Genomic DNA, 20,553 nt, shown 5'->3' on the forward strand with positions numbered 1-20,553 from the left:
CCGACTGCCTAGGGTGTTTGCATGACCTCCCTCGGCGCCGTCCCTTGGCCTCCCTCCCCGATCCTCACCGAGCGGCTTGTGCTGCGGGGTTCCGAAGGGCGGGACCGGGGTGCGTTCGTCGAGTTGTTCGCGTCCGATGAGGTGCGGGCCTATCTCGGCGGGGCCCGGCCGCGGGACGAGCTTGAGCGGGAGGTGCCTGCTGTGCCGGGGCGGCGGGCCGGGGTGTTCGTCGTCGAGGCCGGTGGGGTGATGGCCGGGATGGTCACGCTCGACCGGCGGGAACCGGGGCGGCCGGGGCGGCTTCCCTCGTCGCCCTCTGCTGCTCCGGCCTCCCTGTCTCCTCCGGCGCATCCGGCTCCCCCAGCTTCTCCGGCTCCCCCAGCTCCTCCGAACCAGGCCGCCCCCGTCGCCGAGCTCGGGTATCTGTTCCTGCCGGAGTTCTGGGGGCTCGGGTATGCGTGGGAAGCCTGTGGTGCCGTGCTGGAGTGGTTCTCCGGGGTGGTTCCGGGGGAGGGTGTCGTGCTTTGTACGCAGGTCGCCAATCTCAGTTCCGTGCGGCTCGCCGCTCGGCTGGGGTTTGTCGAAGTGGAGCGGTTCGAGGAGTACGGGGCCATGCAGTGGTTCGGGGTGTGGGGGGGGCGTGAACCCCCCGGCGTGCGCGGCGCTGTGAAGATCCCGGCCGTGCTGCGTGAAAGGGCACACACTCCATTGCCTACTGATCAGTCACACAGTGGGATATGACCATGAAACCCCCCACCAAGAAGTTCCGCGCGGCCCTCGTCGCCGGCGCGGCCCTCGCCGTCGCTCTCGGCACCGCCGCCACCTCCTCGGCCGCCCCCTACACCTTCGGCTCGGCGCAGCGCACGGTCACCGTCGGTGAGCAGACCTTCCATCTCAAGCTCGGCGCCGCCAGCACCTCGCTGCCCGCGGAAGGCGGGACCGTGGACGTCGCCGGCACCGGATACAACCGCGCCCAGGGCATCTTCCTCGCCTTCTGCGTCGTACCCGAAGGCGTCGTCGTCGGCCACCCCGAGACGTACACCACGCTTCCCGGGCCCTGCCTCGGCGGGCGGCAGTCCACCGACGGGTCCGCGCGGCGGATCACCGACACGGGGACCGGGACCCCGGGGGTGACCATTCCGTATCAGGAGGGCGGGTCGTTCCTGACCACGCTCAACCTGAAGCCGCAGATCGCGGACGGCGTCACCTGCGGGGTCGACGGGGTGCGCTGCGCCATCGTGACGCGGGCCGACTTCACGGCGACCAATGACCGGACGTACGACCAGTACATCGCCCCGGTGAACTTCGGCTGAGCCGTTCGCATCTTCATCGGCGTCCCCCCTGGGGGGCGCCGATACCCGTTTTCGTGGTGTGGGTGCGTCCTGGGACAATGGGACGGCCAGCCGTGCGACCGTACCGGCCGGTAGTCGATTCCCAGAGGAATCCCAGAACACCAAAGGACGTGCCGATCGTGGCTCAGAGCACCGAGACCACCGACTGGGTCTCCCGTTTCGCGGACGAGGTCATCGAGGAGTCGGAGCGTCGGGCCCCCGGTGCGCAGACATCAGTCGCTACCGCTCCGGTTGTGATCGTCGCGTCCGGGCTCTCCCCCTCCGGCCCCATCCACCTGGGCAACCTCCGCGAGGTCATGACCCCGCACCTCGTCGCCGACGAGATCCGGCGGCGCGGCCGTGCGGTCCGCCACCTCATCTCCTGGGACGACTACGACCGCTACCGCAAGGTCCCGGCCGGCGTCCCCGGCGTCGACGAGACCTGGGCCGAGCACATCGGCAAGCCGCTGACCTCCGTACCCGCGCCGGCCGGGTCGGCGTACCCGAACTGGGCCGAGCACTTCAAGGCCGCCATGGTCGCCTCGCTCGGGGAGCTGGGGGTGGAGTTCGACGGGATCAGCCAGACCGCGCAGTACACCTCCGGGGTGTACCGCGAGCAGGTGCTGCACGCGATGCGCCACCGCGCCGACATCGACGCCGTCCTCGCCCAGTACCGCACCAAGCCGAAGACCGCCAAGCAGTCCCAGAAGCCGCTCGACGAGGCCGAGCTGGAGGCCGCCGAGGGGTCCGGGGCGGCCGGCGAGGACGACGGGTCCACCGGGTCCGCCGGGTACTTCCCGTACAAGCCTTACTGCGGGAACTGCGAGAAGGACCTGACCACCGTCAACGCGTACGACGACGCCAGCACCGAGTTGTCCTACACGTGTGACGCTTGTGGGTTCGCCGAGACTGTGCGGCTCAATGAGTTCAATCGCGGGAAGCTGGTCTGGAAGGTCGACTGGCCCATGCGGTGGGCTTATGAGGGAGTTGTTTTCGAGCCCTCCGGTGTCGACCATTCCTCTCCCGGGTCCTCTTTCCAGGTCGGCGGGCAGATCGTCGGGATCTTCGGCGGTAAGCAGCCTATTGGGCCCATGTACGCCTTTGTCGGCATCAGCGGTATGGCCAAGATGTCTTCCTCCAAGGGCGGGGTTCCCACTCCCGGCGACGCTTTGAAGATCATGGAGCCGCAGATTCTCCGGTGGCTTTACGCCCGGCGGCGGCCCAACCAGTCGTTCAAGATCGCCTTCGACCAGGAGATCCAGCGGCTTTACGACGAGTGGGACAAGCTCGCCGCGAAGGTCGCCGACGGGTCCGCTCTTCCCGGGGACGTCGCCGCGTACGCCCGTGCCGTCGGGACCGCTTCCGGGGAACTTCCGGCCACCGCGCGGGCGTTGCCTTACCGGACGCTCGCTTCTGTCGCCGATGTCACCGCCGGGCATCAGGACCAGGCGCTGCGGATCCTCTCCGAGCTGGAGGCGGACCGGCCGGTGGCGTCCCTCGACGAGGTGCGGCCCCGGTACGACAAGGCCGAGGCCTGGATCAACACCCATGTCCCCGCCGACCAGCGGACCGTCGTGCGCTCCGAGCCGGACCTGGAGCTGCTGAAGTCGCTCGACGAGGCTTCGGCGCGGAGTGTCCAGCTGCTGCTGGAGGGGCTCTCCTCGCACTGGTCGCTGGACGGGCTCACCCATCTTGTGTACGGGGTGCCCAAGGTGCAGGCCGGGTTCTCCGCCGACGCCACCGCGAAGGAACTGCCGGCCGAGATCAAGAGTGCGCAGCGGGCGTTCTTCGCGCTGCTCTATCACTTGCTGGTCGGGCGGGACACCGGGCCTCGGCTGCCTACGCTGCTGTTGGCTGTGGGGCAGGAGCGGGTTCGGGTGTTGCTGGGGGAGTGAGGCCGCGGCCGTTTAGGGCGGCTGCTTGAATCGGCTTCTTCATGAGGAAGGGCCCTCCGGGTCGGGTGACTCCGGGGGCCCTTCTTCGTTTTCGGGTTCGCGAGTTACGCGATGTGGTCCTCTTCGAGTTCCGCGTTGTAGCGGTTCGTGAAGCGGTTGACCATGCGTTTGGCTTCGTCCGGGGCCAAGGGGCGGTTGAACTCGGCTTCCACGTTCTCCGTGAATTCACGGGGGGTGGGGTAGCTGCCGTTTATCGACTGCTTGAACACCGCGTAGTACGACTCCTCGTCCGGCGCCGGGGGTTCCGGGGGGCCGCCGCCTTCACCCAGCTCGCGCACGCGGTTGGGGCCGGCCGGGATGGGGAAGCTGCCGGTCTCCTCGGAGGGGGACTCCTGCGGGAGCTGTGCCTGTGCCTGCGCCTGCATCTGGGCCTGCAACTGGAGCTGGGTCTGGAGGCGGAGTTGCTGGGCCTGCCATTCGGCGTACGCGGCCTCCTCCTCCGGGTCGAAGTCGGGGTCGTAGCCGCCCTGGTACTCGATCTGCGCCGGGGGCTTGAACCAGGGGCTGTTCTCGTCGGGCTCGGGCTGCGGGAGGTGCTGTTGGGCCTGCTGCGGCTCTGGTTGCGGCTGGGGGGTCGGCTGCTGCTCCGGCGGGGGCTGGGGGGTGGTCTGGCGCTGCTCGCTGGAGGGTGCCGCTGCGCCCACCCGTGCCGCCCCAGCGGCACGATTGCCCGCAGCTACGTCTGCTGGAGCTGCGAGGTCCGCTGCGGCAGCGCCCACAGCCACGCCCTCTGGAGCCACAGCCTCCTTCTCCGGTGCCTCCAGCTCCAACGCCCCCGCCCGCTCCACCTGCTCCAGCACCGGCCCCGCCGGAATCAGCACCGGCTCGATCCCCGCCGCCATCAAGCCCGCCGGCGCCGTCTCCGCCAGCGGGACGCCGTACCGCGCCAGGCGCAGCGGCATCAGGGACTCCACCGGGGCTTTACGACGCCACGCCCTGCCGAAGCGGGAGTGGAGGCGGGCCTGGTACACCAAGCGGTCCTGTTCCAGCTTGATCACCTGCTCGTAGGACCGCAGCTCCCACAGCTTCATCCGGCGCCACAGCAGGAACGTCGGGATCGGCGAGAGGAGCCAGCGGGTCAGGCGGACGCCCTCCATGTGCTTGTCCGCCGTGATGTCCGCCATGCGGCCGATGGCGTGCCGTGCGGCCTCCACCGACACCACGAACAGGACCGGGATCACCGCGTGCATCCCCACCCCCAGCGGATCCGGCCAGGCCGCCGCTTATGCGATCACGGACTTGTCCACTAGGCAGGACGATGTTCCTGGCTGGCCAAGGGGTGGCGGGTGGAGGGCTGATCGGTGAGGGCAGGGCACCCAGTACCCGGGGCTGGAGGTAACCGAGCGTGCACGGGAGCAGGCCGGGACCGTGGGCTCCTACGCCTGGTTGTGCTGTTCGGGAGACTGCTCCAGCTGGAGTTCCCGCTTTCGCTGCTCTTCCTTGATCTTCTCCACGAGGCGCGCGAACCGTCTGAGACGTTCCTTCTCCGCCTCTTCCGGGGTGAGGGCCGAGTCGACTGTCTCGTATTCGTCCAGGTGGAATTGGACGCCTGTGTAGTGCTTCTCCAGTTCGTCTGCGGTGGATTGCAGGTTGAAGCCGCGCTCGCGGAATTTGAAGTATCCGGAAAGCCCGGCGGAAACGCCGACGGTTGCGCTCAGGATGGTGGCCGCCAAATTCAGGGGAGTGATCGCATTGTCGAGAGCGACCAAGGTGGACGCAATGATCGACCCCGCGATGATGAGCGACTGGAGGGCATTGTTGACGCGCCGATTCCTGGATGCCCGCCTGCGGTAGGAGTCCATCAACTCCAGGGTGGACTCACGGTAGATCCGAAGAGCTGCTTCAGAGAACAGCGGGAGATCGGCCGCGGCGTTCTGCTTATCTGCGAGCGCCTGGCGTGCTTCGGATGTTAGGTCAACCACCTTTCCCCGGTTGTTGGTCAACATATTGACAGCCGTGACCAAGAGGATCAGAACGATCACGAGTCCTGCCCAGCGGGTGAACTCGGGCTTCGTTTCCCAGAGGCCCACGACTACCGTGTAGCCAAGGAGGGCGGCCAACGCCATCGAGCAGAAGGCGGTCAAGTAGTACATCCGCCTGCGGAACCGTTCGGCTTTTAGGTTCTCCGCGATGTGATCGAACGCCCTGCTTTTCTCTCTATATGCCTGCTCCAGTGCGGCAATTTCGGCCTCTGTTAAACGCGCCACGGGATCCCCCTCGCTGTTGTCTGGGGTGATGATCTAGTGAGTGCTGCCGCATGCGCAACGGGACCACCCATAAGTGGAGGGTCGGAGCATCAAGTTTGTGGCGGATGGTCCGCAATGTTTGAGATTCAGAGGCTGGAGTGAGGGCGGTGCGGTGACTGTACCGCTCGCGGGCCTGCACCATTTATGATGCGGGCCCGCGAGTTTTATCGGTCCTGATCAGCGCGTTGATCTGTTTGAGTCAGGGTCGGTTGTTGCGGCGGCTGCTGAGGTCCGTTACGCCTTTCAGGCGCTGCAACTTGACGCGTAGCTCCTCGTTTTCGGTGGCGAGCTGTCTGATTGTTTCGGCGTACACGGCCACTGTCCGGCGGGCATCCTCCTTTTCGCGCCGGAGTCGGGCGATGGTATCCGCTGGGGTGGGATTGCTCTTGGTAGTATTGGTTTGCATTTCATGTTGGTTGGACGTGCGTACCCGGAACTCCTCGATGAGTTCGGAGTAGTTTCGGTAGAAAGTGGCATGAGAAACGTCGAGGAGTCTCTCCACTGCGGAGATCCGGGGGTGTCGCCCGGATTCCTTGGCCTCGCGGAGGACAGTGTCCATGGCTTCGCGGACTTCATTATCGGTGGGGTGGTGGCGGATCACTGTGCGTCCTGGTGGGCGTTGGCAGAAACGTTGTAAGCGGAGAGGAATCGAGCGACTTCCGTGCGCTTCTTTTCCATGCGGTTGCGAATGTAGGGGGCGAGCTCGATACCGCGTTCCAAAGCGTTGTCGAGTCGGCGGATCCAGCGGCGGAAGGTTTCGATGTTCGCCTGAGTGAGGGCCACGTTGCGGCATTGCAGTGGCTGGCAGTCGGGGAGGGTCGGTCCGCCGGAGGCGTTCTTGCGGCACAGGGCGCGGTCGGGGTTGTGGACACAGGTGACGAATTCGCCCGGGTAGATGTGGGGGTCGTTGCGTTTCATGTGGCGCTCCAGGCGCTTCCGGTCGGGGATGACCTTGCCGTTGAACTCCACGTGGTGTTCCAGATCGGTGAGCCGTTCCTCGGCTTCCCGCCCTGCAGGGCCGGTGAGGCGCTGGAACTCTCCGGTGAGGATGAAGTCGCCGAGCTTCTCGCCGCGGGCGATGGCCTGTTCGGCCTCGACCTCCTGGCGGAAGCCGGAGGCGGAGGTGCCCGCGTACCCCTCAAACATCTGGACGCTGTGGTGCCGGTACTGGATCGCCCCGGCGATGGTGCCGCCTTCTTGGCGGGCGATGAACCAGGCCAGGGTGCGCCGGAACTGGCTGGTCTTGATGTTCCACGGGTTGCCGTCGACCGCAGGGATGGAGTCGGGGCGGTCGTGCTCCGTGCAGTAGGTGTTGACCCAGCGCATGAAGTCCCGCATGTCCTTGTTGGTCAGGCCTGTCAGCCGGACGGTGTCCCGCTCGTGCCAGACGGAGGCGAAGAGATACTCCTGTCCGGGAGGTTGCGTCGCCTCCAGGACCTGGACGGCACGGGCGACGGAAGGTGCGACCACCCAGGTGGCCTCAACGCCGACAGGGGTGTCCTCTCCCTTGTAGGCCATGCTCTTCACGTAGTGGCGGGCTGGGCGACCGGTGTCGTCACGCCAGGCCGTGACGCAGCCGCGACGCATGTGCTTGACCTCGCTGTCGCGCATCCCGGACAAGTAGGCGATGACGATGTAGCAGGCGGCGTGCAGCATGCGCAGATGCACCTTGACGTCGTCGAAAGTGATCGCGCGCAGCCACGGACGTTCGTCGAGTTGGCCACGGACTTCGGTCCACAGATAGGTGCCGTCGTCTATGCCGAGTTCCTCCACCGCCTGGTCGACGAGCGCCGCGCAAGGAGCCTTGGCAGGTGTACCCCGGTAGCACTGTGCCTGTCGGGCCAGGTGTGCGTGATTGACGGGTGGCCGGTCGTTGTAGGGGCCGTTGGTCTTCCAGCCGAGGGGCAACTTGCGGCCGGCAGCGCGGTAGCGGTCGAGCACAGCATCCAAGCGTTCGTACGCCGGTGGCGTGCCCGGCGGGGGAGGCAATTGCCTCCCGAACACGGGGAGGTTCTTCAGGTCGTTCCATTCCTGCTGGGCTCGGATGATGTCGTCGGCGAAGTCCTCCACCCAGCGCAGGGACCAGATGAGGAGGGGAGACAGCACCTGCTCTGGGATGCGGTCGGTGGAGTTCTCGCCGGTGACTCGGGCGGCGGCGGGCTGGTAGCCCTGGTGCCAGACGTCCTCGGGGTCGAAGGCGAGCCCGCCGCTGGGCAGCTTGGACCGGAACAGCCACAGCGCGCGGGCGGCGAAGCGCTTGTTCGTGCGGGTAGCAGAGCTTTTGTGCCGGGCGTCGACGTGCTGGCCCCACTGCTCGAAGTCTTCGGCGGTGAGGTCCGAGAGTGACGTGATGCCACGGCGGTCGATCCAGTGGGTGAACTCCTTCACGAAGTAGAAGCGGCCGACGGTCGTCTCGATGGAGGACCGGGCGACACCAGGTGGCAGGTCGTTGATCAGGTACCGGTACACCAACTCTTTTACGACGGGGCGGAAGAGCTCCGAGACGTTCTCGAAGTGGATGTTCCAGGCCCGCTGGTGCCGCTTGTGGACAGCCGGCGTCAGGTTCCACACGTCGTCAGCGAAACGGCTCGTCTTCTGCAGCACGGTGCCGGAGACGAGGGGACGTTGAGCCAGAACGAGGGCCTGCGGATCGATGTCAAGAACGAGCGGTTCGGGAACGTACGCGAGGGCTGTGGTCACTGGGGTTCCTTGGGGCCGTCGAGCAGGTCGAGGGGCGGGAGGGAGGGTTTGTTCTGGGCGGCCTTCTCCACTTGCCCGTCGGTGAAGCGGGGCAGGACCAGGCGGGTGATGGTCAGCCACGTCCGGCCGTGCCGGGCGACCCAGGCGTCCACGGGCAACTCCTGCAGCGCGTCCTGCAGCAAGTCGAGCAGCGCCAGGAGCGCGGGCAAGTGCCGTTCTGCTACAAGGGCGTTGGAGCAGCCGAGGCAGGTCAGGAACGACACGTTGCACTGCGCGTCGGTGTCCGGGTGATGCTCGATGTCCAGGCAGGAGCTGGCGAGGGTGTCCAGTTCGCCGGCCGTGGCGCTCTTGAGCGTGGCCGCGGTCATGCCCAGCACGGTGGCCACCGTCTCCGGGTTGTGCGCGGCTGCCCTCTCCATCTCGCCGTTGAGGACGCGCAGATGGAAGGCTCGGGCGCTCGACTCGGCGTCGCTGAGAGCGGCACCGAGCACCTTCTCCGCCCAGTCCTTGACCGTCTTGTCGCCCCGCAGGTAGTGCTCGAAGCTGACGTCGATGGTGTTGGTCCGCGAGGCCGACGGCAGATGTCCGCCGACCGCCTTCACGGTGCGAACCTCCACTGTGGTCTTGATGCGGTTGCCGTTGACGGGCAACGGAAACGGCTCCCCTGTGTCGGGGTCGGTCTCGTCCGCCATCAGGCCGTGACGGCGGGCCCACTCCTTCAGTTCGTACCCACCCTTCAGACTGACCGCGAAGGGGTCGCGGTGTCCGTGGGCGGCGGCTGTTTTCTCCCACAGGGAACCGGAGCGGGCGCCGGCCCCACGCCAGATGCTCCACACCCGGGTGTCACCGGAGAACCGCCGGCCACGTGCGGTGAGACGGTGCAGGAGCATGTAGAACCCGCCCGGCGTGTGCAACTGGCGGCTCAGGTTGGCGCCGATCTCCCAGACGGCCGTTGAGTGCACGTTCTGCTTGTCGCGGCGGCGTTTGGTCAGGTGCACCCTGACAGCGCGGCTGTCCATGACTAGGTGCTCGGCGCCGAGTTCCTTGATGGTCTCGACGTTCCGGCCGCTGAGCCCGACGGCCAGCACGATGAGCGGGGACAGGTCCGCGACCGTCAGGAACAGCTGGCCGGCCAGCTCGGTCTCGGCCGCGTGATCCCAGTTTCCCGAGCCGGGATCGGGGCGGATCCGGGGGACGATTCCCGTGCGGTCCATGGCATCGAGGGCAGCACCACGCTCGCGCTCCGCCGCGCTCAGGGCATCGGGATCGGCGCGATAGGCGTTCAGAAGGCGCTCGGCGGCGTCGATGCGGTCCCGGATCGCGACGACGTCGCTGCGAGCCGCGGTCATCAGATCGCGGAACTCGCGGTCGGAGTAGCCCGAGACACCGCCGCGCCGTTGACGCTTCCACAGGCCGGTGCCGTGCCGGTACTGGATGAGGTGGTCCCGAAGTTCTGGGCTGAGGGCGTCTGCCTGCATCTGCCGCAGGAGGGCCCGTACCTCCATGAGTTCACGTTCGGCACCGACCTCGGTGACGCTCTCCAACCGGTGAAAGCGATAACGCTCCAGATGGCGAGGGGCGAGCTCGGTCAGCTCGCGAGGTGGATTCCTCAGCGTTCCCAGAAAAACCAGGAAGCGCCGGCCCATGGTGAAGCAGTGGTTGGCGCTGTTCAGGGTCCGGATCTCGCCTGCGGCGCCGGTACGGTCAGCGAAGGCAGCGGCGAACTCCGTGCTCAGCGCGGGCAGGGGCAGCTTGCGGAAGTCGAAGGTCTTGGTGCGGCCGTCCTCGCCGTGGAACGGCACGAGGAGGGTGCGGATCGCTTTTTCAGCGACGGGCTCGGGCTCGTACGCCCCACTGGGCATCGACGAAGGGCGGCCTCGGCCGGCGCGGGTCGGGCGGGAGCGGGCGCGTGTGTCGTCGGTCATGCGGAAGCACTCTCCAGGCCGTTGGGGGCGAGGCCGTCGAGTTCTTCGGGGCGGACGTGGGCCGCGTCCCAGTCGTCGGGGACGAGCGCTTGGCGAGTCTCCCACTCCAGCTCCTGCAGAGTGTGCAGGTACTTCTCCGTGGTGGTCCGGGACCGGTGGCCGAGCCGGATGCGCAGCCAGTTCACGGGGTCGCCGAAGATCCTCTGGTAAGCCCCGCGCTGCTCCGGGTTCATCGAACCGAGGCTGGCGATGTGGCCTCGCATGAGCAGTTCGAGGGTGATGACGGCGAAGGAGTGGCGCAGTTGATGGGCGTGGCTGGACACCTTCAGGCCGGCCTTGGCGCACCGCTCGTTGGCCGTGGTGAACACGGACTGCCAGCAGGAACGGGCGCTGGGCAGACCGTGCTCGTTCAGCCACAGGGCGGCGGGCTCCAGGCCGTCAGGGGTGTCGATCAGCAGGCGGCGGCGCTCGGCGTGCCCGAGCTGGCCCACGCTCAGCCGCTGGCCGCCGACGTTCACGAATGGCCTGCGGTGGTCGGTGATGATCAGCGGGTTGCGGATGCGCTCGTAGACGCCTTGGTCACGGGCCAGCTCGACGGCCTCCGCCCGCTCCTCCTCGATGTACTCATGCACCGCGACCAGGTCGCTGTTGAGGAAGTAGATGGTGCGGGCGGAGCCGTACTTCGCGATTGAAGCGGGCAGCCAGGTGCGCGTGTTCGCCGTGCCTGCGACCGGACGGGACAGCTCGAACAACGACAGCGACGTCTGCTCGCACAACCGCATCCCGCTGCGGATCATGACGTCGGTGTAGGTCGCGTTGCGGGAGGCGAAGCGGCCCCGGAAGGACGGATCGCCCAGGCCCTGAAGAGTGAAGCCGCGGACGCCGACATCGCGCCAGGTCCGGTACATGGTGGGCGTGAGCCATTTCAGGTGGTTGCGGGGGCCGATGTGCGACAGCTCGGCGGGCACCGAGCGCGATTCGCGGGTGCGGTGGTCGCGGGTCTCCCGCTGGATGATCGGGTTCTGCCTGGCGTACTTCTTGCGCAGCGCCCAGCGGTAGAACTGGTTGACGCTGCCGACCTCTCTGTCCCAGGTCACTGCTTGGACGTGCGGGCCCAGCGGATCGACGGTCCGCCACCGCTTGTACGCGGCACGGTCGTCGGAGTCGGCGCCGCGCCAGTCCTTGTGACCACGGCTGACCCACAAGAACGTCAGCCACAACTTCAGGTCGGACGCGTACGCCCTGAGCGTGTCCGAGGGCGCGGAGGCCAGCTCCGTACTGAAGAAGGAGTTGAGTTGGATGTCGTAGTGGCCCGTCGGCGAGATGAGATAGGGCTGTCCTTCAGGGACGGAGCGCTCGTCCAGCCAGGCGTCTAGGTTGCCGAATGTGTCGATGAGTGGGTCGGCGGTGCGAGGCCGGGGCAGTTCGTAGCGGGTGTAGAAGACCCGCCAGGCAAGGTCGTTCATGGTTCCTGTCGTGGGATTGATCGGAAGAACGGAGCTGGTCGACCTCCGCAGGTGGGCACGTGACGGGTCAGCTCCCAGCCTGGGCACGGGCGGTGGCTCGCAGGCGGGGCATCTGGACGGTGAGAGGGCTGCCGTCGTCGGCGGTCAGGTGGTGCCGGTGGGCCCAGGTGTTCAGCAGCGGCGAGGCGGCGTGGCGGGAGAGCGGGGCGTGGCCGCTGAGGTTGGCGCTGCGGCCGGTCCACAGGTTCCACAGCTGCGGGGAGCCGGAGAAGCGGCGGCTGCGCTCGGTGAGCCGGTGCAGCAGGAGGTAGAAGTCACCGGCGCTCACCAGCGGGTTGTGGCCCTCGCCGCGGGTCTCCCACCGGCATGGCGCGGGGCCTGCCTTGCGGTGGTTGATGTAGAAGACGACGTCGCCGTGGTTCACCGCGTGCTGCGAGGGCAGGTCGGCGGTCTCGGTGACCCGCAGTCGGCCGAGGGCCAGGGCCAGGACGAACAGCGGGGCCGTGTCGGCCAGGGTGAGGAAGAGCAGCCGGGCGGTGTCCTGCTTGCGCCGGCCTTCGACGTGGAGGATGCGGCCGGTGCGGTCCATCACGTCCAGCAGCCGGGCCGTGTCCTGCTCCTCTTCGCTGAGCGTGTCCGGGGCGGTGCGGAAGGCGGCCAGCAACTCTTCGGCGACGGTGAGGCGAGCGATGGTCTCGGCCGCGTCGGTGCGCGCCGTCTGGAGCAGCGCGGTGTACTCGCGCTGCGAGTACGGCTGCACAGCGGTGCGGGGCGGCTGCGGTCCGGTGATCTTCCCGGGAGTCTTGATCATGTCCCAGACGCTGGAGTGGAGCGAGCCGTAGGGGGCGTCCTGCAGCAGGCGGCACAGCTGTGCGAGTTCACGCCCGATGCCCGCCGCCGAGCGGGTGGCCCCCTCGACGTCCCGGTAGGTGTACAGGTGGCTGGGGCGCACGTCGTCCAGGCCGGCCGGCGGCTGGTCCTGCATGCTGAGGAAGGCCAGGAAGCGGCGGATGGTGCCGAAGTAGGTGTCCGCGGCGGCGAGCGTGAGGATGCTGCCGGTGCCCGGTGCGAGGCGGGCCGTGAGAGCGGCGGCCAGCGGCGCGTGCAGCGGTGGGCAGGGCAGCGGGGCGAAGTCATAGGCGCGTTCGCGGCCGGTCATCGGGGTGAAGCGGACGACGGGTCCGGTGGTGTTGTCGGGCATGGTGGACCTTTCCGTTGGGCGGCAAATGCCGTGGTTGGGGTGTTTGGCTGGCCCGGTCAAGGTCGCCGGGCGGCCTGGGTGGTGGCTGTGGGCGGCCTGTGGGTCACGTGGTTGGCGCGGGACCGACGGGGACGACGACCGACAGGTAGGCGCGGGTGCCGTTGCTGTCGCGCATGGGTTTGTAGGTGGCCGGGCCGCAGGCGGCGGACTGCTGGAGGGCAGCGACCAGGGCGCGGACGGCGCGGTCATCGCCCATGAGTCGGACGTCGACCGGCTGGGCGCTGCCTGGGGCCGAAGAGGCGGCAGGAGTACGGGAGTTCACGGTGTTCTCCATCCGGGGTCAGTGGTCGGGGATGAGGTCCAGGACGGCCTGGTGCTCGGCGGCGGTCAGGCCGAGGCGGTGGCCGCTGAGCGGCTCGGCCTGGTAGAGGCGGTGCTGGCCGTTGGCCCAGTCGCGCAGGAGTTGCTGGGCGGCGGGGATGTCGGTGTCGAGGGCGTCGGCGATCTGCTGCCAGCTGGTGCCGCGGAGCCGGGCGTCGTGGACGTGCGAGCCGCGGTAGTGGCTCAGCTCGTTGCGGATCGCCTCGCCCAGGGCGAGGCAGGCCAGGGCGTCGGTGGGGCCGTGCCGGCGGGGGTCGTGGCGGCTGAGCAGGAGGGCCAGGGAGTGATCGGAGCGGCGGTTCTCCATCCACGCGATGGGCGTGGGATCGGCACGTCGCCGGGGCGGGTGATGGGCTGGAGCGACATCCACGTCTGGTAGGCGGTGTCGGGGGAGGCATGGTCGGTCACGGGTTCCTCGCAGCAGGGACGGGGCTTGGTCGAGCCGGGGGTGGTGGGCCGGTGAGCCGGGTGGTCACGGCGGGGGCCGGGGCCGCTGAAACCGGCCGGATGTGGGGGCGGGGCGAATCGGCCTGCGGAACCTGTCGTCGCAGGTCAGGTCCTGTACCGCGGCCTGCCGTCGGCCTGCGGTGGTGTGCCGGGGCGGCAGGCGGCGGGCAGGTCATGAGAACGCCCGCAGGGCCGCTTTGACGTCGGCCAGGAGATAGCCGGTGGGCTCTCCGGGCAGGTGACGCAGCCGGGTGGAGGGCAGCTCCAGGTCGGCGTCGGTGAGGGCCTTGCGGAGGTGGCGGCCGATCATGGCGAGCCGGTCGGCGCGGTCGTCCCACCGGTTCCACCGGTCCGCGTCGTCCGCGATCAGGTGCTCGGCAAGCTGGACGACGGTCAGCGCGTCGGGGTCCTGCTCGACGCGGAAGGCATCGCGCAGGGTGAGCAGGATGGCGGGCGGCTCGGGCGGCAGCATGCTGTCGGCGCGGCAACGGGCGAGCAGGTCCTGGTACTGCTGCCACAGTCCGGCCTCGGTGAGGGTGTGGCACAGGTCGGGCAGCCCGGCGGCGGCGCGTTCGGCGCCGAGCTGGGCGGCCTGGGCGTCGGTGACCTCGCGGACCTGATAGCGGATGGGCCGGTTGGGCATGCCGGGCAGGCCCTGGGCGTAGATCTGGCCGGCGTCGTTGACCTGGGTGTGGGTGGCGGCCTGGAGGAGGTCGGCGCGGTAGCCCTCGGCGATGGCGCCGCCGCCGAGGAGTTCGGTGACGTCCACGCGGCGGCAGGCGCCCAGCAGGCGGGCGGAGAGCTTGGGGCCGATGGCCTGGCCGAGGTGGTCGCGGGTGCCGAACTGGCTGCCGGCCTCGAACCACACGGCCTCCTTGCGGCCCAGCAGCAGGGCGCGCACCAGCTTCGCCTTGGCCTCGTCGCTCAGCTGAGGCCACTCGTCGACGAACACCACGACGGCCGGGTGCTCTTCGCTCACGCGCCACTTGTTGCCCCAGCCGTAGCGGGCGCGCTGGCGGGCGCGGGCCGAGCACAGGGCCAGCAGGAAGTCCAGGACGTCCTGGATCAGCTCGTCGTCCATGCACGCCGACAGCGTGATCGCCTCGCCTAGCGCGCCGACGCCGGTGCCGACCGGATCGAGGTTGAACGCCACGGCGTCCCGGCAGGCGGTGACGGCCTCGGCGAGCGCGAGCATCACGCCGGACTTGCCGCCGCCGGAGTCGGCGACCATGAGCAGCATCAGCCCGGCCAGGGAGAAGACGAGCGGGGTGCCGTCCATGGCCACGCCGAAGTCGGCCGCGTCCACGATCGACCTCGACAGCGGCGGCCGGTACGGCAGCGGGCCGACCACGTCCGGGGCGAAGGGGTCGCGCAGCAGCGCGCGGACGAACGCGCTGTCCCCGGCGTCCGGGTCGCCCTCGATCAGCAGACCGTTGCGGCGCAACCGCAGCCGGGTGATCAGGGCCTTGTAGATGTCGTCCTTGTTCAGCTCGTCCGGGCTGCCGGTCGCGAACCGCAGGTAGAACGACCAGCCCCACGGTTCTTCGACGGCCTTGGCGACCTCGGTGAGGTCACGGCCCTCGGCGCGGATGGCGGCGGCCAGGACGGTGGCGGCCTGTTCGGGCGTGCGGGCCTCGGCGAGCGAACTGGGGACCTGCTCGTCTGCGGCGGTGGTCTCGTTCGCCGCGTTGGCGGGCACGTCCTGGCCGTCGGCGGCGGAGTCCTTCGCGGCGGGGCGGGGCTCGTCGAGCTGGTAGTCGGCGGGCGCGTCGAGTTCGGGGATGAGGAACTCGGCGGGGATGGGCCGGGTGGTCAGCGGGATCGGGTTGCGTGCGAGCCACCAGCCGCCGCCGAGCAGGGCCGGGCCGGTGATCAGCGCGGACACGGGGGCCGTGGCGGTGGCGGTGACCAGGACGCCGAGCGCGGGCACCACGACGCAGGTGAACCGGACGACGCCGCGCGTCGCTCGCCACCGGCTGATCTGCTCCGCGGTGGGCTGGGCTGCGGTGAACGACATGGCGTTGAGGACGGCCAGGCCGTTACGGCGGCGGTCGGCTTCGGCCCCCAGATCGCGCAGCCGGTTCTTCTCCGGACTGGACAAGCCGTCCTCAGCCGCCTTGTCCACCAGGTTGGACATCTGCTTGAGGGTGGTGTCCCGCGCGGTGCGGGCGTCCTCACGGCGCTCGGTGTAGTGGTCGAACTGCTTCTTGACGATGCGGCGGCGGATCTCGTCGCCGGTCATGTAGCGCAGTGCGGCCCAGTGCACGGTCAGCGCCCACGCGTGGCGGATGCCGGGCAGGGTGTGGCCGACCACGAAGCGGGCGGCGGTGGCCGCCGCGTGGGCGACGCGCTGGGCCGCACGGCGGCGGTCAGTGGCTTGGGCCGGTCCGGCTTCTGGCTGTGGCTCGTCGTCGACGAACTCGCCTTCGTACACGATGACTTCGGGCAGAAAGCCACCGTCGTCACGGCTGATCATGGGCGGGGTACTCCAAATACGCGGAAGGAAAGAAGGAGGGAGAAGAAGGGGGGCACGGGCCTACGGCTGCTGGACCGTGGGCGTCTTCGTGGGTCAGCCGCCGAAGACGTACAGGCCGATGTTGTTGCCGGTCAGCGTGGTGGCGCTGACGATCCACCCCATGAAGCCGAGGCTGGTGCCGTAGCAGACGGCCACGAGCGTGCCGCCGGCCATTTCCTTCCAGTCTTTGGGCTTGCCGCGGGCCGCGATGAGCTTGATGACGTACCAGGTGATCCCGGTCAGGCCGATGGCCGCGCCGCCGGCGGAGACCGGGGTGACCGTGGTGCGGGGCGGGTTGGCGGTCACCGTTGCTCCGGCGGTCTTGTCCACGGCCTGCTGCCCGGCGACGTTCATGCCGTGGCGCAGGGCACCGGCGATCTCGCCGAGGAAGCCGCCGGAGTTCACGGTGATCAGCAGCATGAAGAAGCCGACCAGGAACAGCGTCTTCTTGTTGCGCAGCAGCTTGTACTTGAACCCGGCGATGATCGCGACGGTGGCGACGGCGCCGAAGACCAGGGCGCCGAACCCGGCGTTGGCGGGGGAGTTGTCGAACATGGTCAGGGGGCTCCGGTCAGGGAGTGGGTGGCAGCGCGCCAGGAGACGGTCAGGACGCTGATTCCGGCGGCCCACAGCGCGGGGCGGGTGATGATCCCAGCCGCGAGGCGAGCGCACGAGGCGCACGACGCCCTGGCCGGTGAGCACGAGCGCCTTCCAGGCCAGTTCGCAGATGAGGCCGGGGACACCCGGGACGAGCTGGCCGAGGAAGACGGCGCCGGTGCCGGTGAGGACGAAGCCGAGCGGGGTGAGGACGGGGGCGGTGATGCCGTCGCTGGTGATGCTGTCCGCGACCCAGCGGGCGGCGGTCGTGCCGCCGACGGGCAGGAAGCTGACCAGCGCGATGGACAGCAGGTTGCGGACCGGCTGCAGCCGTCCCCAGTCCGGGGCGTTGCCGTCGCTGTTTTGGTCGGGGGCCTGCTCGGTGACGGCAGCGGTGACGTCCGCCCAGCTCACCGTCTCGGCCATGGCCACCACCGGGTCCTGGCCGATGACCTCGGCCAGGACCGGGGTGATGGCGGGCGGCGGCGGGGGCGGCTGGTCGCCGGTCACCGCGCACCGCACCGCGCTCAGTGAGCGCAGCGGGCAGCCGGAGGCCACCGGGCAGCCGGAGCAGCAGCCCACCGGGGCCCGCTCGGCGGTGTGCCTGTCGGCCCACCACGGCTCGTCGGCGCTGTTCTTGTTCAGCGGGGCCATCGCACGGCCTCCCCGAGCAGGGCCAGCAGCCGCTCGCGCACCTTGATCTCGTCCGCGTCCGGCTCGGCGCCAGTCGGCGGCTTGGACTGCTGGCTCTCGGGCAACAGGGGCAGCGGGTGGCGGGAGCGGCGGTGGGGAAGGACCAGCCGGACGGCGGGGCGGTGGGACCGTCGGAAGAACATCAGGCGCCCTCTTCCGCGGCGGGGACCGTGGCCGGCTGGTCCGGGAGGGTCTTCTTCACCGCACGGATCTGGTTGCGGACCCACTCGGCATCCGTGCCGAATTCGCGGCCGAGCTCGGTGGGCGACGGCGTCTGGCCGTCGGCGAGCAGCGCGGTGATCTGCGTCCGCACCGCATCCCGCAGCTCCTCGCGCCCGGTACCGCGCGATGCGCGGTCACCGCTTCGGCGAGAGGGACGGCGTCCGGTACGGCGCTGGCGGCTGCCGCCCGCCGCACCGGAGGCGCCGGACGGGGCACCGCCGGTAGCGGAGGCGGTGTTACCGGTTGCGGACCCGGCACCGTTACCGCTCGCGCTACCGGTATCCGGTGCGGAGTTACCGCTGCCGGTAGCCGGGTCTTCACCGGTGCCGGTAGCCGTGTGCTCACCGCCCGGGTTACCGGTGCCGGTACCGGGCGGCAGCGCGGACGGCGCGGCAGCGTCCGCTACCGGCTCCGGCTGCTCCTGCGGCGCCGGGGAGGTGGCCGGTGCGGCAGCGGTGGCGGGGTGGTCACGCAGGGCGTGAACCCGCCACAGCACGAACGGTCCGATGGAGACGACGAGGGCGACCAGCCACCAGGTGGGCTTGACGTCGTCACCGGTGCCGGTGACGCCGAACAGCCCGGCCTCGGCGAGGTGGACGAGCACGTTCGCGATCACCATCAGGCTGATCGCGGTGAACGTGTCGCGGTGGCGCCGGAAGGCGGCGACCACGTACACGTCGATCGCGATCGGCAGCAGCGGTGCCACCAGGAGCGGGAAGCCGACCAGTACGGCCAGCGACCATTCGCCCGACGCGGTCAGGCCGATCGCGGCGAACAGGGCGAACGTCGGCAGCTTCTTCGTCAGCTTCTCGCCGCGGTCGTGACGCTGCTCGGCCTCGGCGTGGGCGTGCTCCAGCAGTTCGTCCGCCTCGTCCTTCTCCCGGCGAGCCTGGGCCAGGGCCGCGTCCGCCTTCCGGCCGGTGTCCTCGGCCTGCCGTTGGGCGTCGTCCACCAGGGACTCGGCCCGGCGCCCGGCGTCCTCCAGTAGCCGGGCGGCTTCCGCCTCGGTTGCCTGGCGAAAGGATTCGGCGTCCTGCTCACGGCGGCGGGCGCGGGCATCGGCCTGCCCCCGCAGCGTCTCGGCTTCCTGCTCAATGCGGCGCAGCTCCTCCTGCCCGGCCTCCCGGACCCGCGCGGCCGTCGTGCGGGTGTCGGCCAGGAGCTCCTCGGCCGCCTCGCGGGCCTGTTCCAGGACCGTCCGGGCGGCAGCGATCCGCTTCTCGGCCGCCTGGTGGGACTGCTCGGCGTGCAGGTCGGCGACGAGTTGGCGCTGCTGGGCGCCCTCGGCGTCGGCCTCGGCCTGGGCGGCGGCGGTGGCCGCCTCCCGCCGCAGCGTCTGCGCCTCCCGGCGGGCGCCGGCCAGCAGATCACTCGCCTCGGCGTGTGCCGCCTCCAGGACGTCGGCGGCCGTGGGCTCCGTGACAGGGGTGTCGATGAGGAGGTGGGCGCGGTGCGCGCCCGGGATGTTCAGTACGCGGTCGTGCTCGATCACCGGGGTGCTTCTCCCTGCGGAGTCCATGTGGTGGCCAGACGGTCGGCGGCATGGGCCGCATCCGACCTGCTCAGGGCCTGCCTCATACGTGCGGTGGCCTGCTGGGCTGCGGTCGTGTCCTGCCGGGCCCGCTCGGCCCGGCCGATGGTCGCCTGCCAGGTGCGCACACGAGTCACGAGAACCACCCCCGGCGCCCTCCATGGGCTTCCTGCCGCTCGCGCTCCTTGTCGGCCCGCTTCCAGCCGTCGTGGTCGGCCTTGACGACGCTGCGGTGGTGGCTCTGGCGGCGTCGCGCGACCTTCTCGGTTTCCTCGTGCTGCCGCTTCTCGGTTGCCGACTCCTTGCCCGCGCACGTGGTGGCCGCCATTCGGCGGTCGTTGCCGATGAGTCCGAAGAACGCCATCACGCGCCCCCGCTCGTCAGGGCGGTGATGTGGATGGTGGACAGGCCGCAGATGCCGCGGGCCTCCAGGTAGTCGCCGCTTGGCCGCAGCCCGGGCGCATGAATCGCCTGGGCGAGGGTGTCGATGAGTGGGGCGGGCAGCGGGCGGCCGACATGGACGGCGACATCGGCGTCCAGAGGGGCGGCGTCGCTGATCAGATCCAGCAGATGCGCGACCAGGCTGGCGTCGTCCAGCGCGGTGCCGGTGGACGGAGCCGGCGGTACGGCGGCCGGGATGGTGGCGGCCAGCAGCTGGGCCAGACCGGCCCGCAGTTGCAGGATCGCCATCACCAGCGAGTCGGCATCCATCTCCTTCAGCGGCAGCACGATGGCCTCGGACAGCAGGTCGCGGGCGCTTTCCGCAGCCTCCACCCGGCGCGCGGCCGGGGACGCGGCGGACAGGCCGTTCCACGCCATCCACATGTAGTCGGCCAGCTCCGGGAACACCGGCTGCGGCAATTCCCGCGAGGACCGGGGAAGTCCGGGGTTCTGCGGGTTCACGCCGCACCCCCGTTCCCGGCGGCCCGGCGGGCCCGGAACATCTGGCGCCGCTCCTCCTGGCGCACCCCGCCGAAGACCCCGTTGATCCGGGTGAGTTCCGACTGGGCCAGGTCCCGCTCCAGGCACACCGCGCGGACGGCGGCCGGGCACACGGCGCACACGGCCAGCGCCGCACGCTCGCCCCTGTTGGCCGGCTGGTCCAGCTCGGACGGGCGGGCGAAGAAGATCTGCGGGTCCAGCCCCGTGCACGCGGCCTGCGGCTGGCCCTCGGCATTCACGGGCGAGGCGCCGAACGGCAGCAGAGCGCGCCGTTCTCCTAAAGCGCGGGGCGCAAGTCGTACCGCGGCAGCGGACACACTCGTACGCTTGGGCATGCGGAAGTCACTCCTCGAAACAGGTGGGCTTTCCGCGCGAGGACCCCTGAGATCGGTCGAAGGAGA

At 69.6% G+C, this 20,553-nt stretch carries 19 protein-coding genes and 1 pseudogene; 3 read left to right on the forward strand and 17 right to left on the reverse strand.

The features are described 5' to 3' along the window. Positions 1 to 21 precede the first annotated feature (21 nt). The 3 genes from ACYUD3_RS37275 (at position 22) to lysS (ending at position 3,226) form a co-directional block, all read left to right on the forward strand. Positions 22 to 741 (forward strand): GNAT family N-acetyltransferase, encoded by a 720-nt coding sequence (locus ACYUD3_RS37275; protein WP_470980545.1) that lies wholly within the window; start codon positions 22 to 24, stop codon positions 739 to 741. Next, positions 738 to 1,313, forward strand: a complete 576-nt coding sequence (locus tag ACYUD3_RS37280; protein ID WP_470980548.1) for a hypothetical protein — start codon at positions 738 to 740, stop codon at positions 1,311 to 1,313. Before ACYUD3_RS37275 ends, ACYUD3_RS37280 begins: the two co-directional genes overlap by 4 nt. A gap of 149 nt (positions 1,314 to 1,462) precedes the next feature. Beyond that, the gene (gene lysS, locus ACYUD3_RS37285) at positions 1,463 to 3,226 is read left to right on the forward strand and encodes a lysine--tRNA ligase (protein ID WP_470980550.1); all 1,764 of its coding nucleotides are present in this window, start codon (positions 1,463 to 1,465) and stop codon (positions 3,224 to 3,226) included. A 104-nt stretch (positions 3,227 to 3,330) separates the two neighbouring features. Here lysS and ACYUD3_RS37290 read toward each other — a convergent pair. From ACYUD3_RS37290 to ACYUD3_RS37370, 17 genes and pseudogenes are all read right to left on the reverse strand, one after another. Further along, positions 3,331 to 4,509, reverse strand: a pseudogene (locus tag ACYUD3_RS37290) (DUF2637 domain-containing protein); the annotation flags it as partial. Positions 4,510 to 4,662: 153 nt separating this feature from the next. Beyond that, on the reverse strand, positions 4,663 to 5,493 hold the full coding sequence (locus ACYUD3_RS37295) for a DUF4231 domain-containing protein (protein ID WP_470980553.1): 831 nt from the start codon (positions 5,491 to 5,493) through the stop codon (positions 4,663 to 4,665). A 238-nt stretch (positions 5,494 to 5,731) separates the two neighbouring features. Beyond that, complete coding sequence (locus ACYUD3_RS37300; RefSeq protein ID WP_470980556.1) at positions 5,732 to 6,133, reverse strand: hypothetical protein; 402 nt, start codon at positions 6,131 to 6,133, stop codon at positions 5,732 to 5,734. Then, positions 6,130 to 8,232, reverse strand: a complete 2,103-nt coding sequence (locus ACYUD3_RS37305) for a hypothetical protein (protein ID WP_470980558.1) — start codon at positions 8,230 to 8,232, stop codon at positions 6,130 to 6,132. The genes ACYUD3_RS37300 and ACYUD3_RS37305 overlap by 4 nt, the downstream gene beginning before the upstream one ends. Continuing rightward, positions 8,229 to 10,094 carry a hypothetical protein gene (locus ACYUD3_RS37310; RefSeq protein WP_470980561.1) on the reverse strand — a complete coding sequence of 622 codons (1,866 nt, stop codon included), beginning with the start codon at positions 10,092 to 10,094 and terminating at the stop codon, positions 8,229 to 8,231. Before ACYUD3_RS37310 ends, ACYUD3_RS37305 begins: the two co-directional genes overlap by 4 nt. A gap of 59 nt (positions 10,095 to 10,153) precedes the next feature. Beyond that, complete coding sequence (locus ACYUD3_RS37315; protein ID WP_470980564.1) at positions 10,154 to 11,623, reverse strand: site-specific integrase; 1,470 nt, start codon at positions 11,621 to 11,623, stop codon at positions 10,154 to 10,156. Positions 11,624 to 11,690: 67 nt separating this feature from the next. Continuing rightward, positions 11,691 to 12,824 carry a hypothetical protein gene (locus ACYUD3_RS37320; protein ID WP_470980567.1) on the reverse strand — a complete coding sequence of 378 codons (1,134 nt, stop codon included), beginning with the start codon at positions 12,822 to 12,824 and terminating at the stop codon, positions 11,691 to 11,693. A 103-nt stretch (positions 12,825 to 12,927) separates the two neighbouring features. Beyond that, positions 12,928 to 13,146, reverse strand: a complete 219-nt coding sequence (locus ACYUD3_RS37325) for a hypothetical protein (RefSeq protein ID WP_470980570.1) — start codon at positions 13,144 to 13,146, stop codon at positions 12,928 to 12,930. An 18-nt stretch (positions 13,147 to 13,164) separates the two neighbouring features. Further along, positions 13,165 to 13,512 carry a hypothetical protein gene (locus ACYUD3_RS37330; RefSeq protein ID WP_470980573.1) on the reverse strand — a complete coding sequence of 116 codons (348 nt, stop codon included), beginning with the start codon at positions 13,510 to 13,512 and terminating at the stop codon, positions 13,165 to 13,167. A 312-nt stretch (positions 13,513 to 13,824) separates the two neighbouring features. Further along, on the reverse strand, positions 13,825 to 16,128 hold the full coding sequence (locus ACYUD3_RS37335) for a hypothetical protein (RefSeq protein ID WP_470980575.1): 2,304 nt from the start codon (positions 16,126 to 16,128) through the stop codon (positions 13,825 to 13,827). A gap of 93 nt (positions 16,129 to 16,221) precedes the next feature. Then, on the reverse strand, positions 16,222 to 17,418 hold the full coding sequence (locus ACYUD3_RS37340; RefSeq protein ID WP_470980578.1) for a hypothetical protein: 1,197 nt from the start codon (positions 17,416 to 17,418) through the stop codon (positions 16,222 to 16,224). Next, positions 17,406 to 17,600 carry a hypothetical protein gene (locus ACYUD3_RS37345; protein ID WP_470980580.1) on the reverse strand — a complete coding sequence of 65 codons (195 nt, stop codon included), beginning with the start codon at positions 17,598 to 17,600 and terminating at the stop codon, positions 17,406 to 17,408. Before ACYUD3_RS37345 ends, ACYUD3_RS37340 begins: the two co-directional genes overlap by 13 nt. Beyond that, positions 17,600 to 19,171: a hypothetical protein gene (locus ACYUD3_RS37350; RefSeq protein WP_470980582.1), complete on the reverse strand. Its 1,572-nt coding sequence runs from the start codon at positions 19,169 to 19,171 to the stop codon at positions 17,600 to 17,602. Before ACYUD3_RS37350 ends, ACYUD3_RS37345 begins: the two co-directional genes overlap by 1 nt. Beyond that, on the reverse strand, positions 19,168 to 19,347 hold the full coding sequence (locus ACYUD3_RS37355; protein ID WP_470980585.1) for a hypothetical protein: 180 nt from the start codon (positions 19,345 to 19,347) through the stop codon (positions 19,168 to 19,170). The genes ACYUD3_RS37350 and ACYUD3_RS37355 overlap by 4 nt, the downstream gene beginning before the upstream one ends. Then, entirely contained in the window at positions 19,344 to 19,574 is a 231-nt protein-coding gene (locus tag ACYUD3_RS37360; protein ID WP_470980588.1) for a hypothetical protein, read from the reverse strand. Before ACYUD3_RS37360 ends, ACYUD3_RS37355 begins: the two co-directional genes overlap by 4 nt. After that, the gene (locus ACYUD3_RS37365; protein ID WP_470980591.1) at positions 19,574 to 20,113 is read right to left on the reverse strand and encodes a hypothetical protein; all 540 of its coding nucleotides are present in this window, start codon (positions 20,111 to 20,113) and stop codon (positions 19,574 to 19,576) included. Before ACYUD3_RS37365 ends, ACYUD3_RS37360 begins: the two co-directional genes overlap by 1 nt. Then, positions 20,110 to 20,487 carry a WhiB family transcriptional regulator gene (locus ACYUD3_RS37370; RefSeq protein ID WP_470980593.1) on the reverse strand — a complete coding sequence of 126 codons (378 nt, stop codon included), beginning with the start codon at positions 20,485 to 20,487 and terminating at the stop codon, positions 20,110 to 20,112. Before ACYUD3_RS37370 ends, ACYUD3_RS37365 begins: the two co-directional genes overlap by 4 nt. Between the last annotated feature and the right edge of the window lie 66 nt (positions 20,488 to 20,553).

It is taken from the genome of Streptomyces sp. AMJ-169 (assembly GCF_055597585.1).

Coding starts and splice junctions, on each gene's coding strand:
- ACYUD3_RS37275 (WP_470980545.1), top strand. CDS start 22: ATGACCTCCCTCGGCGCCGTCCCTTGGCCTCCCTCCCCGATCCTCACC.
- ACYUD3_RS37280 (WP_470980548.1), top strand. CDS start 738: ATGACCATGAAACCCCCCACCAAGAAGTTCCGCGCGGCCCTCGTCGCC.
- ACYUD3_RS37310 (WP_470980561.1), bottom strand. CDS start 10,094: ATGCCCAGTGGGGCGTACGAGCCCGAGCCCGTCGCTGAAAAAGCGATC.
- ACYUD3_RS37315 (WP_470980564.1), bottom strand. CDS start 11,623: ATGAACGACCTTGCCTGGCGGGTCTTCTACACCCGCTACGAACTGCCC.
- ACYUD3_RS37320 (WP_470980567.1), bottom strand. CDS start 12,824: ATGCCCGACAACACCACCGGACCCGTCGTCCGCTTCACCCCGATGACC.
- ACYUD3_RS37330 (WP_470980573.1), bottom strand. CDS start 13,512: ATGGAGAACCGCCGCTCCGATCACTCCCTGGCCCTCCTGCTCAGCCGC.
- ACYUD3_RS37335 (WP_470980575.1), bottom strand. CDS start 16,128: ATGATCAGCCGTGACGACGGTGGCTTTCTGCCCGAAGTCATCGTGTAC.
- ACYUD3_RS37340 (WP_470980578.1), bottom strand. CDS start 17,418: ATGGCCCCGCTGAACAAGAACAGCGCCGACGAGCCGTGGTGGGCCGAC.
- ACYUD3_RS37345 (WP_470980580.1), bottom strand. CDS start 17,600: ATGTTCTTCCGACGGTCCCACCGCCCCGCCGTCCGGCTGGTCCTTCCC.
- ACYUD3_RS37360 (WP_470980588.1), bottom strand. CDS start 19,574: ATGGCGTTCTTCGGACTCATCGGCAACGACCGCCGAATGGCGGCCACC.
- ACYUD3_RS37370 (WP_470980593.1), bottom strand. CDS start 20,487: ATGCCCAAGCGTACGAGTGTGTCCGCTGCCGCGGTACGACTTGCGCCC.